The organism is Thauera chlorobenzoica (assembly GCF_001922305.1).
In the GTDB taxonomy this organism is placed as follows: Bacteria; Pseudomonadota; Gammaproteobacteria; order Burkholderiales; family Rhodocyclaceae; genus Thauera; species Thauera chlorobenzoica.
This window is the reverse complement of record NZ_CP018839.1, coordinates 871,444-884,997: the sequence shown is the minus strand read 5'-3', so window position 1 is coordinate 884,997 and position 13,554 is coordinate 871,444. Positions and strand designations below refer to the sequence as shown.

Annotated in this window: 15 protein-coding genes and 1 pseudogene; 12 read left to right on the top strand and 4 right to left on the bottom strand. The window is 70.4% G+C overall.

The window, feature by feature from the left end:
* Positions 1-15: 15 nt before the first annotated feature.
* Positions 16-621: a BON domain-containing protein gene (locus tag Tchl_RS04235; protein WP_075147297.1), complete on the top strand. Its 606-nt coding sequence runs from the start codon at positions 16-18 to the stop codon at positions 619-621.
* A 22-nt stretch (positions 622-643) separates the two neighbouring features.
* Here Tchl_RS04235 and mpl read toward each other — a convergent pair whose 3' ends face one another.
* On the bottom strand, positions 644-2,017 hold the full coding sequence (gene mpl, locus Tchl_RS04230; RefSeq protein WP_075147296.1) for a UDP-N-acetylmuramate:L-alanyl-gamma-D-glutamyl-meso-diaminopimelate ligase: 1,374 nt from the start codon (positions 2,015-2,017) through the stop codon (positions 644-646).
* Between the two features lie 81 nt (positions 2,018-2,098).
* On the opposite strand from mpl, the gene Tchl_RS04225 reads away from it, so the two are divergent.
* The 6 genes and pseudogenes from Tchl_RS04225 to Tchl_RS04200 all read left to right on the top strand — a co-directional run.
* Positions 2,099-2,719 (top strand): hypothetical protein, encoded by a 621-nt coding sequence (locus Tchl_RS04225; RefSeq protein ID WP_075149567.1) that lies wholly within the window; start codon positions 2,099-2,101, stop codon positions 2,717-2,719.
* Positions 2,716-3,264 (top strand): TlpA family protein disulfide reductase, encoded by a 549-nt coding sequence (locus Tchl_RS04220; RefSeq protein ID WP_075147295.1) that lies wholly within the window; start codon positions 2,716-2,718, stop codon positions 3,262-3,264. Before Tchl_RS04225 ends, Tchl_RS04220 begins: the two co-directional genes overlap by 4 nt.
* Positions 3,265-3,626: 362 nt before the next feature.
* Entirely contained in the window at positions 3,627-4,079 is a 453-nt protein-coding gene (accB, locus tag Tchl_RS04215) for an acetyl-CoA carboxylase biotin carboxyl carrier protein (protein ID WP_075147294.1), read from the top strand.
* 7 nt (positions 4,080-4,086) lie between these two features.
* On the top strand, positions 4,087-5,445 hold the full coding sequence (accC, locus tag Tchl_RS04210) for an acetyl-CoA carboxylase biotin carboxylase subunit (RefSeq protein ID WP_075147293.1): 1,359 nt from the start codon (positions 4,087-4,089) through the stop codon (positions 5,443-5,445).
* Positions 5,446-5,448: 3 nt separating this feature from the next.
* On the top strand, positions 5,449-6,351 hold the full coding sequence (gene prmA / locus Tchl_RS04205) for a 50S ribosomal protein L11 methyltransferase (RefSeq protein WP_075147292.1): 903 nt from the start codon (positions 5,449-5,451) through the stop codon (positions 6,349-6,351).
* 7 nt (positions 6,352-6,358) lie between these two features.
* Positions 6,359-7,027 (top strand): annotated as a pseudogene (locus tag Tchl_RS04200) (zinc-ribbon and DUF3426 domain-containing protein); the annotation flags it as partial.
* 222 nt (positions 7,028-7,249) lie between these two features.
* Here Tchl_RS04200 and Tchl_RS04195 read toward each other — a convergent pair.
* Together Tchl_RS04195 and Tchl_RS04190 are read right to left on the bottom strand one after the other, a co-directional pair.
* Complete coding sequence (locus Tchl_RS04195) at positions 7,250-7,723, bottom strand: outer membrane lipoprotein (protein WP_075147291.1); 474 nt, start codon at positions 7,721-7,723, stop codon at positions 7,250-7,252.
* Positions 7,717-8,652: a carbohydrate kinase family protein gene (locus tag Tchl_RS04190; RefSeq protein ID WP_075147290.1), complete on the bottom strand. Its 936-nt coding sequence runs from the start codon at positions 8,650-8,652 to the stop codon at positions 7,717-7,719. The genes Tchl_RS04195 and Tchl_RS04190 overlap by 7 nt, the downstream gene beginning before the upstream one ends.
* Positions 8,653-8,817: 165 nt before the next feature.
* On the opposite strand from Tchl_RS04190, the gene Tchl_RS04185 reads away from it, so the two are divergent.
* From Tchl_RS04185 to Tchl_RS04170, 4 genes are all read left to right on the top strand, one after another.
* Positions 8,818-9,597, top strand: coding sequence for a GNAT family N-acetyltransferase (locus Tchl_RS04185; protein WP_075147289.1), 780 nt, complete (start codon positions 8,818-8,820; stop codon positions 9,595-9,597).
* 131 nt (positions 9,598-9,728) lie between these two features.
* The gene (locus Tchl_RS04180) at positions 9,729-10,562 is read left to right on the top strand and encodes a lysophospholipid acyltransferase family protein (protein ID WP_103893821.1); all 834 of its coding nucleotides are present in this window, start codon (positions 9,729-9,731) and stop codon (positions 10,560-10,562) included.
* Positions 10,563-10,584: 22 nt separating this feature from the next.
* Entirely contained in the window at positions 10,585-10,842 is a 258-nt protein-coding gene (locus tag Tchl_RS04175; protein ID WP_075147288.1) for a type II toxin-antitoxin system Phd/YefM family antitoxin, read from the top strand.
* Positions 10,832-11,110, top strand: coding sequence for a Txe/YoeB family addiction module toxin (locus tag Tchl_RS04170; RefSeq protein WP_075147287.1), 279 nt, complete (start codon positions 10,832-10,834; stop codon positions 11,108-11,110). Before Tchl_RS04175 ends, Tchl_RS04170 begins: the two co-directional genes overlap by 11 nt.
* A gap of 68 nt (positions 11,111-11,178) precedes the next feature.
* Here Tchl_RS04170 and Tchl_RS04165 read toward each other — a convergent pair whose 3' ends face one another.
* Positions 11,179-11,976, bottom strand: coding sequence for a symmetrical bis(5'-nucleosyl)-tetraphosphatase (locus Tchl_RS04165; protein WP_075147286.1), 798 nt, complete (start codon positions 11,974-11,976; stop codon positions 11,179-11,181).
* Between the two features lie 282 nt (positions 11,977-12,258).
* Here Tchl_RS04165 and waaA point away from each other — a divergent pair, with 282 nt between their 5' ends.
* Positions 12,259-13,551, top strand: coding sequence for a lipid IV(A) 3-deoxy-D-manno-octulosonic acid transferase (gene waaA / locus Tchl_RS04160; protein WP_075149566.1), 1,293 nt, complete (start codon positions 12,259-12,261; stop codon positions 13,549-13,551).
* Positions 13,552-13,554 lie beyond the last annotated feature (3 nt).

The window sequence follows — 13,554 nt, the reverse complement described above, 5'->3', positions numbered from 1 at the left end:
GCCGGCCGCCGCCGGCTGCTGCTGGGCCTGGGCGCAGCGGCTGCGCTGCCGCTCCTCCAGGGCTGCTTCCCGATCGTCGCCACCGGCGTCGGCGCCGGCGCCGCGATGGTGTCCGACCGCCGCACCGGCGGCGCCTACGTCGAAGACGAAAGCATCGAATGGAAAGTCTCGAACCGCATCCGCCAGCGCTTCGGCGGCACCGTGCATGTGAACGTCACCTCCTACAACCGCAACGTCCTGCTCACCGGCGAAGCCCCTGACGCCGGCGTGCGCGGCGAGCTCGACGGGCTCGTCGCCGGCGTCGAGAACGTCCGCGGCGTGGTCAACGAAGTCGTGGTCGGCCCCCACTCCAGCCTCAGTGCACGCGCCAACGACGCCCTCATCACCTCCAACGTGAAGGCCCGCTTCGTCGATGCGCAGCGCTTTTCCCCCCACCACGTGAAGGTCGTGACCGAGGCCAACGTGGTCTTCCTGCTCGGTCTGGTGACGCGCGCCGAAGCCGACGCCGCGGCCGCGGTCGCCCGCACCAGCCAGGGCGTGCGCAAGGTGGTGCGCGTGTTCGAGTACATCAGCGACGACGAAGCCCGCCGCCTCGACAACCCGACCGGCGCCCAGCGCTGAACGCCGGCCGGGCCGGGCGCGCTCACGCCACGGCCAGTCCCCCGGCCAGTCCCCCGGCCAGCGCCTCGAGCAGGCGCTGGTGCACGCCGCCGAAGCCGCCGTTGCTCATCACCAGCACCTGATCGCCCGGGCGCGCCATCGCCACCACCTCGGCCACCAGCGCGTCGAGCGTATCGTGGCAGTGCGCCCGCGCCCCCAGCGGCGCCAGTGCCTCGCCGGCATCCCAGCCCAGGCCGGCGGTGTAGCAGAACACCGCGTCGGCCGCGGCGAGACTGGCCGGCAGCTGCGCCTTCATCACCCCGAGCTTCATCGTGTTCGAACGCGGCTCGAGCACGGCCAGGATCCGCCCTCCACTCTGGCGCCGGCGCAGGCCGTCGACGGTCAGCGCGATCGCCGTCGGATGATGGGCGAAGTCGTCGTAGACGCTCACCCCGCCGACCGTGCCGCGCAGCTCGAGCCGGCGCTTGATGCCGCGAAAACTCGCCAGGCTGGCGATCGCCTGCGCCGGGGTGACGCCGACGTGGCGCGCGGCGGCGAGCGCGGCGAGCGCGTTCTCGCGGTTATGGCTGCCTGCCAGCGGCATCTGCGCCCGCCCCAGCTCGGCGCCGGCGAGCCGGAACAGCGCCTGCACCTCGTCCGCGCCGGCCTCCGCCGACCACTGCGCGGGATCGTTGAACCACTCCAGCTCGGACCAGCAGCCGCGCCCGATGACCCGCTTCAGGCTGTCCTCGCGGGCGTTGGCGACGATCCGCCCGCTCGCCGGGATGGTGCGCACGAGGTGATGGAACTGGGTCTCGATCGCCGCCAGATCCGCGAAGATGTCCGCGTGGTCGAACTCGAGGTTGTTCAGGATCGCGGTCCGCGGCCGGTAATGGACGAACTTCGAGCGCTTGTCGCAGAACGCGGTGTCGTACTCGTCGGCCTCGATGACGAAGAACGGCGACTCGGTCAGGCGCGCCGACACGCCGAAGTTCTGCGGCACCCCGCCGACCAGAAAGCCCGGAGCGAGTCCGGCGTCCTCCAGCATCCAGGCCAGCAGCGAGGTCGTCGTCGTCTTGCCGTGGGTACCCGCCACCGCCAGCACCCAGCGCCCGGCCAGCACGTGCTCGGCCAGCCACTGCGGCCCGGAGACATAAGGCAGGCCGCGGTCGAGGATCGCTTCGAGCAGCGGGTTGCCGCGCGCCACCGCGTTGCCGACCACGAACACGTCGGGCGCCAGCTCGAGCTGGGCGACATCGTAGCCCTCGATCAGGCCGATGCCCTGCTCCTCGAGCTGGGTACTCATCGGCGGATAGACATTGGCGTCGCAGCCGGTCACGGTGTGGCCGGCTGCGCGCGCGAGCAGGGCGACCCCGCCCATGAAGGTGCCGCAGATGCCGAGGATGTGAATGTGCATGAGACGCTGGGCTCCGAGGGGCCGTCATCCGGATGAAACCGGCCCGTGTACAATGACCGCGCATTTTACCCGAGCGCGATCATGGCCTCACACGCCCACTTCTCCCGCAGCACCGGCCTGCGCCGCGAAATCGCCGCCCTCGCCGCACGCATGATGGCCGAAGACGGCATCAGCGACTTCGGCTTCGCCAAGCGCAAGGCAGCAAAGCGGCTCGGCGCCACCGACGCCGACGCCCTGCCCAACAACGCCGAGATCGAAACCGAGCTGCGCGCCTGGCAGGCGCTGTACCAGGACGAGGAGCAGCCCGAACGCCTGTTCGAGATGCGCAGCGCCGCGGTCGAAGTCATGCGCCTGCTCGCCGACTTCCACCCCTACCTCACCGGCGGCGCGCTCGACGGCACCGCCGGGCGCTATTCGGAACTGGAGATCGAACTTTTCCCCGAAAGCGCCAAGGACGTCGAGATTTTCTTCCTCAACCAGGACTTTGCCTACGAGCACCGCGAACCGCGCCGCCCCGCGCCGCACACCCCCGAAGCCGTCCTCAGCTTCGACTGGGACGAGGTCCCGGTGAAAGTATCGGTCTACCCCTCGGCGGCCGAACGCAGCGGGCGCCGCAGCCAGGAGCGGGCCCGCCTGCCCCAGGTCGAAGCCCTGCTCGACAGCGCCCCCGGGCTCTCTGGCGCAAGGAACGAAACCCCATGAAACGCAGCCACCAGTTCGTCCTGATCGCACTCGTCGCCTTCGCCGCCGGCGTCGCCGGCTATCTCGCCAGCCGCGACCGGCACGCCCCCCCGCCCGGCATGGAGCGGGTCTCCAGCGCCGCCGTCGACCGCCTGCTGAACCTGCGCCTGCTCGACGAGTCTGGCGTCGAGCAGGGCATGGCGCAATGGCGCGGCAAGGTGATCGTGGCCAACTTCTGGGCGACCTGGTGCCCGCCCTGCCGCAAGGAAATCCCCGACTTCTCCGCCGTCAGCCAGGCCCTGGCCGCGCACCCGGTGCAGTTCGTCGGCATCAGCGTGGACGCCGCCGCCAAAGTCCGCGCCTTCGACGAAGAATTCAACGTGCCCTACCCGCTGCTGATTGCCGGCCCCGAGCTGCTCGAACTCGCCGCCGGGCTCGGCAACAGCGCGCGCGCGCTGCCGTTCACGGTCATCATCGACCGCGAAGGCAAAGTGCGCCACATCAAGCTCGGCACCTTGCACCGCGACGAACTCGAGCGCAAAATCCGCGCACTGCTGCCGTCCTGAGCCCTCCGAATTCGCGCACAAAATGCGCCAAAAGTGGACAACGTGCAGCCAATTGCGGCAAACTTGCCGCCATGAAGCGCCCAACCTGCCTACCTGAAGCCACCCTGAAAGCGTGCCCGAACCGCGCCGGAAAAGGTTTTTCGGTAGTTTTGCCCGACGGATCCGCCCCGATCCCGGGCCATGATGCAGGCCCCATGCGAGGCGCGCGCCCCTCCCGCCCCACCGGCAGCGCCCGGCCGCCACGGCCTTGCGAGCTGCCCGCCGCGCGCCTTCGTTCCGTCGCCCGCCGACGGCACCCAGAACACTAGCCATCCCCGACCGCGACCGCCGTCCAGGCGGCGCCGTCCTGTCCGGAGAAAACCATGGATCTGCGCAAGCTGAAGAAACTCATCGACCTCGTCCAGGAATCGGGCATTTCCGAACTGGAAGTCACCGAAGGCGAAGAAAAAGTCCGCATCGCCAAGCATCCGGCGGCGGTGCCCGGCGCCTACTACGCGCACATGCCGGCCCCCGCGCCGGCCGCCACCGTCAGCGCCACGCTCGTGGCACCGGTCGCCGACAGCGACGACCTCCTGCCCGAAGGGCATGTGGTCAAGTCGCCGATGGTCGGCACCTTCTACCGCGCCAGCTCCCCCGGGGCGAAGCCGCTGACCGACGTCGGCCAGAGCGTCGCCGCCGGCGACCGCCTGTGCATCATCGAAGCGATGAAGCTGATGAACGAGATCGAAGCCGACGTCAGCGGGGTGGTCAAGGCGATCCTCGTCGACAACGGCGAACCGGTCGAATACGGCCAGCCCCTGTTCGTCATCGGCTGATTCGGCCATGTTCGAGAAGATCCTCATTGCCAACCGCGGCGAGATCGCCCTGCGCATCCTGCGCGCCTGCCGCGAGCTCGGCGTCAAGACCGTCGCCGTGCATTCCGAGGCCGACACCGACGCCAAGTACGTGCGCCTCGCCGACGAGTCGGTGTGCATCGGCCCCGCCCCGTCCAGCCTGAGCTACCTCAACGTACCGGCGATCATCTCCGCGGCCGAGGTCACCGACGCCGAAGCCATCCACCCCGGCTACGGCTTCCTGTCGGAGAACGCCGACTTCGCCGAGCGCGTCGAGCAATCCGGCTTCGTTTTCATCGGCCCGCGCTCCGACACCATCCGCCTGATGGGCGACAAGGTCTCGGCCAAGGACGCGATGAAGGCCGCCGGCGTGCCCTGCGTGCCCGGCTCGGACGGCGCCCTGCCCGAAGACGCGAAGGAGACCATCAAGATCGCGCGCGCCGTCGGCTATCCGGTGATCATCAAGGCCGCCGGCGGCGGCGGCGGACGCGGGATGCGCGTGGTGCACACCGAGGCGGCGCTGCTCAACGCCGTCGCCACCACCCGCGCCGAAGCCCAGGCGGCGTTCGGCAACCCGGTCGTCTACATGGAGAAGTTCCTCGAGAACCCGCGCCATATCGAGATCCAGGTGCTCGCCGACCAGCACGGCAACGCGGTGTACCTGGGCGAGCGCGACTGCTCGATGCAGCGCCGCCACCAGAAAGTCATCGAGGAGGCCCCCGCCCCCGGCATCGACCGCAAGCTGATCGCCAGGATCGGCGAACGCTGCGCCGAAGCCTGCCGCACCATCGGCTACCGTGGCGCCGGCACCTTCGAGTTCCTGTACGAGAACGGCGAGTTCTACTTCATCGAGATGAACACCCGCGTCCAGGTCGAGCACCCGGTCACCGAGCTGATCACCGGCATCGACATCGTCCAGGCGCAGGTGCGCATCGCCGCCGGCGAGAAGCTGTGGTTCCGCCAGCGCGACATCGAATTCCGCGGCCACTCGATCGAATGCCGGATCAACGCCGAAGACCCGTTCAAGTTCACCCCCTCGCCCGGGCGCATCAGCAACTGGCACACGCCCGGCGGCCCCGGCATCCGCGTCGACTCCCACGTGTACAACGGCTACACCGTGCCGCCGCACTACGACTCGATGATCGGCAAGCTGATCGCCTACGGCGACACCCGCGACCAGGCGATCCGGCGCATGCGCATCGCGCTGTCGGAGATGATGGTCGAAGGGATCAAGACCAACATCCCGCTGCACCAGACCCTGATGCTCGACCCGCGCTTCATCGAAGGCGGCACCAGCATCCACTACCTGGAGCACAAGCTCGCCGACCAGAGCGAAGTGAAGGGCTGAGCGATGTGGATCTCGGTCACCCTGCAGGCCGATGCCGCCCGTGCGGAAGCGCTGTCGGACGCCTTGATGGAAGCCGGCGCGCTGTCGGTGTCGATCGAGGACGCCGACGCCGGCACCGCCGCGGAAACCCCCCAGTTCGGCGAGCCCGGCCACCTGCCCAGCGCGCTGTGGGAGCATAGCCGGGTCATCGCCCTGTTCGACGGCGACACCGGCAGCGCCGAACTCGGGGCGATGCTCGCCGCGGCCGCGCACGCCGCCGGCCTCGATGGCGTGCCGCCGTTCGCCACCGCGGAAATCGCCGAGCAGAACTGGGTGCAGCTTACGCAGAGCCAGTTCGACCCGATCCGCATCACCGCGCGGCTGTGGATCGTGCCCTCGTGGCACGAAGCGCCCGACCCCGGCGCGATCAACATCGAGCTCGACCCTGGGATGGCATTCGGCACCGGCTCGCACCCGACCACCCGGCTGTGCCTGGAGTGGCTGTGCGACACCGTGCGCCCCGGGTGCACCGTGCTCGACTACGGCTGCGGCTCGGGCATCCTCGGCATTGCCGCGGCGCGGCTGGGCGCCGCCGACGTACTCGGCGTCGACATCGACGAGAAGGCGGTGGAGGCCGCGCGCGACAACGCCGCGCGCAACGGCGTGCGCCTGCGCCTGCAGCACTCCGCGATCCCGGTCGACGAGACCTTCAACCGGGTGGTGGCGAACATCCTGACCAATCCGCTGTGCGTGCTCGCCCCGGCGATCGCGGCGCGCGTCGCCGCCGGCGGGCAAGTGGCGCTGTCGGGCGTGCTCGAGACCCAGGCCGACCAGGTCATCGAAGCCTGGGCGCCGTTCATCGCGCTGCAGGTCGGCGCCCGCCTGGACGGCTGGGTCCGGCTCGAAGGACAGCGCCCCGGGCCATGACGATCACATGACACTCGCTCGCTGCCCCGCCTGCCAGACGGTGTTCCGGCTGCGTCCGGAGCAGCTCCATGCGCAGGGCGGGAAGGTGCGTTGCGGGCGCTGCCTGCGGCCCTTCGACGCTGTCGCGCACAAAATCGCCCCGGACACGGCGAGCGCGGCCGAGGCCCCCGGCGTGTTGCGCCGCCGCCGGCATCCGCCGGCACCCGCGGCAACACCGGAGCCAGTTTCCGACCCGGCGAGCCCGCTCCCCGGCCCACAGTCCGGGCGGCGCACCCCGCAGCCCGAATCCGGACCGCCGCCGCTCTCGCCCGCGGAACGGCCCGCGCCCCCGGAGCCCCCTCGCCCGCAGCCCCGTGTTCGCGGCCGCCCGCAGCGCCCATCGCCGCTCGTGCGCATCGCCACCACCCTGGCGCTGGTCCTGCTGACCGGCACCCTGGGCGCCCAGCTGCTGTACCTGTTCCGCGCCGAAATCGCCCGCGACCTGCCCGGGCTGCGCCCCCTGCTGGCCAGCGCCTGCGCCCGCGCCGGGTGCACGCTGCCCTATCCGCGGGATGCACAGCGGATCGCCATCGAAGCCACCGAACTGCAGGAAGAACCCGGCCGGCCGGGCGAATTCGTCCTTTACGCGACGATCAACAACCGCGCCGACTACGCGCAGGACTGGCCCCACCTGGAGCTGACCCTGAACGACGCCGCCGACCAGGCGCTGGCGCGGCGGGTGCTGCCCCCCGCGACTGGCTGCCCCCCGACCATCCGGCCGAAGCCTTCCCGGGGCGCAGCGCCCTCGGCATCCGCCTGCCCTTTTCCACCCCGGACATGGCGCCGGTCGGCTACCGGCTGTACGTCTTCTACCCCTGACCCCTTGCCGTCGCCGAACAATCGACGACGCCCTCCGGTTTCAGCGCGTCACCCGTGTGGTGCCGGCATCGCGCAGCACCCGGACGCGCTCGCCGGGACGCAAACCTTCGCCTTCGTCGGCCTGCACCACGGCGAGGAACTGGCCATTGTCCAGGCGCACCGTCACTTCGACGCCCGCCGTGCGGGTCGCGCCTTCCTCGATCGCGGAGCCCGCCAGGCCGCCGGCAACGGCACCGATCACCGTTGCCACCGCGGCGCCGCGGCCGCCGCCGACCGAGCTGCCGGCGATGCCGCCAACCGCCGCCCCGGCCAGCGGGCCGACCGGCGTCTTCGTGCCTTCGAGCTGCACCCCGCGCACCGACTCGATCGTGCCGAACTGCACCGTCATCGCCCGCCGCGCCTCGGTGCGCGCGTAGCTTCCCCCGCCCAGCCCCTGGGCGCAGCCGCCCAGCACCAGCGCGGCGACCAGCGCGCCGGCCAGCGCGCGCGACTTCGTTCCGATCCGTTTCACCATGCTTGTTCTCCAAATGCCTGTTCAAAGCGCGCGGCGATCTCGGCGCGCGCCGGCCGGTAGTTCTGCCCGCCGCGGTGCGCGATCTTGATCGCCCCCATCACCGCCGCCAGACGCGCGCACTTGCGCACGTCCCAGCCCGCGGCCAGGCCGTACAGCAGCCCGGCGCGGTAGGCATCGCCGCAGCCGGTGGGGTCGACGAGCGCATCGGCCGTCACCGCGGGCACCGTAAACAGTTCGCCGCGGCAGTGGATGCGCGCGCCTTCCGCGCCCAGCGTCACCACCAGGGCCTCGACTTCGCGCGCCAGCTCGGCTTCGCTGCGCCCGGTCTTGTCGCACATCAGGCGGGCCTCGTAGTCATTGACCGTACAGTAGCGCGCCTGCTGCAGGCAATTCAGTAACGCTTCGCTACCGAGGATGGGCAGCGCCTGGCCGGGATCGAACACGAACGGCACCCCCGCCTCGGCAAAACCGGCGGCGTGGCGCAGCATGCCGTCGGCGCCGTCCGGCGACACGATGCCCAGCTCCGCCCCGCGCGCCTCGCGCACGTCGTTGAGGTGGGAATGGAACATCGCCCCGGGGTGGAAGGCGGTGATCTGGTTGTCGTCGAGGTCGGTGGTGATGAAGGCCTGGGCGGTGAACGTGCCGGGCACTTCGCGCACGTAGTCCTGGCGCAGGCCGAGGGCTTCGAAGCGGGCGCGATACGGCCCCGCATCCTCGCCCACGGTCGCCACCACCAGCGGATCGGCGCCGAGCAGCTTCAGCCCGTAGGCGATGTTGCCGGCGCAGCCGCCGAACTCGCGGCGCAGATCGGGCACCAGGAAGGACACGTTCAGGATGTGGATCTGCTCGGGCAGGATGTGGTTCTTGAAGCGGTCCTGGAAGACCATGATCGAGTCGTAGGCGACCGATCCGCAGACGAGGATGGGCATGGAGGGAAGGCAGCGCGGATGAACGAAGTCCGCATTATACGGACGGACCCGGCGGACGGACCCCGCGGACGGACCCGGCCCGTCACCGGACCGTAACCGCTGCGTCACCGCCCCGCAACGCCGGGTTTCGAGAATGGCCCCACCCGAACAGGACGGAACCACGCCATGCTCCAGCCCCGCTTCCATTCCCCCGAGCTCGACCGGAACCGCGCCCCGCGCAAGGCGCGCAACCTGCACGTCGGCCTCGCCGGCTGCGAAACCGAAATCCTCGAAGCACAGAAACTGCGCTACCGGGTCTTCGCCGACGAGATGGGCGCGCGCCTGCCGACCCGCAGCCCGGGGGTCGATCGCGACCTCTACGATCCCTTCTGCGAACACCTGATCGTGCGCGACGAGGACGCCGGGCGCATCGTCGGCACCTACCGCATCCTGTCGCCGAGCGCCGCACGCAAGATCGGCGGCTACTATTCCGAGAACGAATTCGACCTCACCCGCCTGCACCATCTGCGCCACCGGCTGGTGGAAATCGGCCGCGCCTGCATCGACGCCGACTACCGCAGCGGCGCGGTGATCGCGCTGCTGTGGTCGGGGCTGGCACGCTACATGCAGGAAAACGGCTATGAATACCTGATCGGCTGCGCCTCGGTGTCGATGGCCGACGGCGGCCACACCGCGGCCAGTCTGTATAATCGCCTCCGCGGCGAGCACCTGGCGCCGCTCGAATACCACGTCTTCCCGCGCTGCCCGCTGCCGCTCGACGCCCTGCGCGGCAACCTCGCCAGCGAACTGCCGGCGCTGATCAAGGGCTATCTGCGCGCCGGCGCATGGATCTGCGGCGAACCGGCGTGGGACCCCGACTTCAACACCGCCGATTTGCCGATCCTGATGCCGATGAACCAGGTCGACGGCCGCTACGCCCGCCATTTTCTGGGACGCCAAGACTGAACAAGCCCGCCGCCCCCGCCGCCGCCTTCGCCCCTCTGGCCCCTCTCGCCCCCGTGCTCCCCGCCGGACAGGGCGCCGGGAGCACCGAACGCGCCGCCCCCCTCCCCGCCACCACCGCCGCCACGCCTGCCGTGCTGCGCGCCTGGCGCTACCTGCGCCTCGGCCTGCACCTCGTGTACGGCGTGGCGACGGTCGCACTGGTCTACCCGTTCACCGGCCGCGACATCCACCGTGCCCTGCGCCGGCGCTGGTCGCGCGCCCTGCTGCGCATCCTCGGCATCGAGCTGGAGGCCGAAGGCGAACCCATCGCCCCCGGCTGCCTGCTGGTGGCCAACCACATCTCGTGGGTGGATATCTTCGCCATCAACGCCCTCGCTCCGGCCGCCTTCGTATCGAAGGCCGAAGTACGCACCTGGCCACTGATCGGCTGGCTCGCGGCGACCAACGACACTCTCTTCCTGCGCCGCGGCAGCCGCGGCCACGCCCGCATCATCAACGCCGAGACCGCCGCACGGCTCGAGGCCGGCGGCAACGTCGCGATCTTTCCCGAAGGCACGACCACCGACGGCACCGAGGTGCTCCACTTCCATGCCGCCCTGCTGCAGCCGGCGATCGCCTGCGGCCGCCCGGTGCAGCCGCTGGCGCTACGCTACCTGAGCACGGACGGCGGCCACAACCGCGCCCCGGCCTACGACGGCGACCTCAGCCTGGGGCAGTGCATCGCCAACATCATCGCCACCCGCCGCAGCATCGTCCGCATCCGCATCGCCCCCCCGTGCCCGACCACGGACGGGGTCGACCGCCGCATCCTGGCGCAGCACACCCGCGACTGGGTGCTCGCAGCCAGCCGCCTGACGCCGGCCGCCGTCGTCAGCGCAGCGCTGCCTGCGCCTGGAGTTGCTCGCAGTCATGGGCGCCAGTCTTGCAATCGCGCACACAGCGCCCTAGACTTGTGCAATAAATAGCACAACTCAAAAAGGCATCATCATGCGTGTAGTGAATTTTTCGGAGGCGCGGAACAACCTCAAGAACGTGATCGATCAGGTCATCGACGACGCCGACTACACGGTCATCGCGCGCCGGGATGCGCCCAATGCGGTGGTGATGTCGCTCGACACCTTCAACGGCTTGATGGAGACCGTCCATCTACTGAAGTCCCCCGCCAATGCCGCCCACCTGGCACGCTCGATCGAGCAGTACCGCCAGGGCCAGGTCACGCCGCGGGATCTGGTCGATGCCGATTGAAGAAAAGCCGCTCAGGCTGACCTGGACCCTGGCTGCCTGGGAGGATTACGAATACTGGCAAGGCCAGGACCGCAAAACCCTCAAACGCATCAATGCCCTGATCAAGGACGGCTTGCGCCACCCCTTCGAAGGCATCGGCAAACCCGAGCCCCTGAAAGAAAACCTGGCGGGCTTCTGGTCACGCCGCATCGACGACACCCACCGGCTGGTGTACTGCGTCGACGATCGGGCGCTGGTGGTGATCGCCTGTCGTTACCACTACCAGTAAGCCCCTTGCAGTCCGATGAAATGACGCTGCGCCGACGGCACCGGCTGCCGTCGTCAGCGCCGCGGCACCTAAGCCTGCACCTGAAACACCGCATCGTCCTCGATGCGCAGCGCGGTGAGCTTGCCCCCCCACACGCAACCCGAATCGAGCGCGATCAGGCCGGGCTCGCGATAGAACCCCAGTGCCGACCAGTGCCCGCAGACCACGGTGTGGGTGCGGCTGAGCCGGCCGGGCACCCGGAACCACGGCAAGGTGCCCGGTGGCGCCTTGTCCGGCGCGCCCTTGGCGCTCAGGTCCATGCGCCCGTCGGCGCTGCAAAAGCGCAGCCGGGTCAGCGCATTGACGATCACCCGCAGCCGGCCCCAGCCTTTCAGCCCTTCCTTCCAGCGCGCCGGTCGGTCGCCGGCCAGGTTCCGCAGGAATTCGCGCGCCTGCGCCCCGGCCAGCGCCGCACCGACCTCGTCGGCGAGCAACTGGGCGTGCGCCACCGACCACTGCGGCAGCAGCCCGGCGTGGACCAGCACGTGTTCGCCCTCGACCTGCAGCAGCGGCCGCCGCGCCAGCCAGTCGAGCAGCTCGTCACGATCCGGCGCCTCGAGCACCTGGAACAAGGTGTCGTCCCCCAGGCGCCGCTTCAGCCCGGCGGCCACCATCAGCAGGTAGAGGTCGTGATTGCCGAGCACGATCGTCGCCGCGCTGCCCAGCTCGCGCAGGGTGCGCAGCACGCGCAGCGAATCCGGCCCGCGGTTGACGAGATCGCCCACCACCCACAGGCGGTCGGCCGCAGGGTCGAAGCGCACCCGCTCCAGCATCTGCGCCAGCGGCGCGTAGCAGCCCTGGATGTCGCCGATTGCGTAGGTCGCCATGCCTCACCCGCCCCGCCCGCGAGCAGCAGGCAAAGGCCGGCGTTCACGAGTCGCAGCAAGCGGATGCCGAAGTGCCGCATCTCCGAGGGCAGGCATCCCGGCAAAGCTGGATCCGGAAACGGACCCGGCAGCAAAAAAAGCGGAAGGCATGGAGTAAAAAAGGAGCGGGAGCGAAACACGGGAGCGCGGATTATCGCACGCAGTCGCACACATTCCGCTCCGGTGGTGAACTTCGCCGAAGCGACTGCTTATACTTGCACGCTCGTCCCCTCGCCGCTCCCGATGCTCACCCGCCTGCCCTACACCCTGCTGTGGATCGTCGCCCTGCCCGTCGTGCTGCTGCGCCTGCTGTGGCGGGCGCGGCGCCAGCCGGCCTATCTGAAGCACCTCGGCGAGCGTTTTGGACGCTACCGGGTGCGGGCGCCGGCGGCGGTGATCTGGGTGCATGCGGTGTCGGTGGGCGAAACGCGGGCGGCCGAGCCGCTGGTGCGCGCGCTGCTCGCGCGCTGGCCCGAGCACAGCGTGGTGCTGACCCACATGACGCCGACCGGGCGCGATACCGCGAAGGTGCTGTTCAAGGGCGAGTCGCGCGTGCTGCGCACCTACCTGCCCTACGACCTGGGCTGCTTCGCGCATGCCTTCCTGCGTCATTTCCGCCCGGTCTTCGGGGTGGTGATGGAAACCGAGCTGTGGCCGAACCTGCTCGCCGCCTGCCGCCGCCGCGACATTCCGGTGCTGCTCGCCAATGCCCGCCTGTCCGAACGTTCGGCGCGCCGCTATGCGCGCCTGCCCGCGCTCACCGCGCTGACGATGAAGGCGCTCAGTGCGATCGGGGCGCAGACCGCGGCCGATGCCGCCCGCCTGAGCCAGCTCGGCGCACGCCGGGTCGCCGTGACCGGCAACATCAAGTTCGACATCACGCCGCCGGAGGCCGCGCTGGCGCTGGCCGAGGCCTTGCGCGCCCGCATCGGTACGCGCCCAGTGCTGTTGGCGGCGAGCACCCGCGAAGGCGAGGAGGCCCTGCTGCTGACGGCCTTCGCCCGCCACGCCGGCACCGACACCTTGCTCCTGCTGGTGCCGCGCCACCCGCAGCGCTTCGACGAGGTCGCCGCGCTCGCCGCCGCGCAGGGGCTGAAGCTGCAGCGGCGCAGCGCCGAAGCCCCGATCGACGCCGATACCCGGGTGCTGCTGGGCGATTCGATGGGGGAAATGTTCGCCTACTACGGCTGCGCGCAGGTCGCGCTGATCGGCGGCAGCTGGCTGCCCTTCGGCGGCCAGAACCTGATCGAGGCTTGTGCGGTCGGCACCCCCGTCGTCCTCGGCCCGCACACCTTCAACTTCATGGCGGTCGCCGAAGAGGCGGTGCGCGCCGGCGCCGCACTGCGCGCCGCCGATGCCGATGCCGGCGTGCGCACGGCCGTCGAGTTGCTCGCCGACCCCGCGCGGCGGGAGCACATCGCCGCCGCCGGGCGCGCCTTCGCCACCACCCACCAGGGCGCCACCGCGCGCACGGTGGCGCTGCTCGAAAGTCTGCGCCCGCGCCGACGCGCTTCTGCGCCGCCAGAGCCGAAGTAGGAG

What these genes read in the sequence shown, in the direction of transcription:
- mpl (WP_075147296.1), bottom strand. Translation starts at nt 2,017, where the DNA reads ATGCACATTCACATCCTCGGCATCTGCGGCACCTTCATGGGCGGGGTC.
- waaA (WP_075149566.1), top strand. Translation starts at nt 12,259, where the DNA reads ATGCTCACCCGCCTGCCCTACACCCTGCTGTGGATCGTCGCCCTGCCC.
- prmA (WP_075147292.1), top strand. Translation starts at nt 5,449, where the DNA reads ATGTGGATCTCGGTCACCCTGCAGGCCGATGCCGCCCGTGCGGAAGCG.
- Tchl_RS04170 (WP_075147287.1), top strand. Translation starts at nt 10,832, where the DNA reads ATGCCGATTGAAGAAAAGCCGCTCAGGCTGACCTGGACCCTGGCTGCC.
- Tchl_RS04220 (WP_075147295.1), top strand. Translation starts at nt 2,716, where the DNA reads ATGAAACGCAGCCACCAGTTCGTCCTGATCGCACTCGTCGCCTTCGCC.
- Tchl_RS04165 (WP_075147286.1), bottom strand. Translation starts at nt 11,976, where the DNA reads ATGGCGACCTACGCAATCGGCGACATCCAGGGCTGCTACGCGCCGCTG.
- Tchl_RS04195 (WP_075147291.1), bottom strand. Translation starts at nt 7,723, where the DNA reads ATGGTGAAACGGATCGGAACGAAGTCGCGCGCGCTGGCCGGCGCGCTG.
- Tchl_RS04175 (WP_075147288.1), top strand. Translation starts at nt 10,585, where the DNA reads ATGCGTGTAGTGAATTTTTCGGAGGCGCGGAACAACCTCAAGAACGTG.
- Tchl_RS04225 (WP_075149567.1), top strand. Translation starts at nt 2,099, where the DNA reads ATGGCCTCACACGCCCACTTCTCCCGCAGCACCGGCCTGCGCCGCGAA.
- accB (WP_075147294.1), top strand. Translation starts at nt 3,627, where the DNA reads ATGGATCTGCGCAAGCTGAAGAAACTCATCGACCTCGTCCAGGAATCG.
- Tchl_RS04190 (WP_075147290.1), bottom strand. Translation starts at nt 8,652, where the DNA reads ATGCCCATCCTCGTCTGCGGATCGGTCGCCTACGACTCGATCATGGTC.
- Tchl_RS04185 (WP_075147289.1), top strand. Translation starts at nt 8,818, where the DNA reads ATGCTCCAGCCCCGCTTCCATTCCCCCGAGCTCGACCGGAACCGCGCC.
- accC (WP_075147293.1), top strand. Translation starts at nt 4,087, where the DNA reads ATGTTCGAGAAGATCCTCATTGCCAACCGCGGCGAGATCGCCCTGCGC.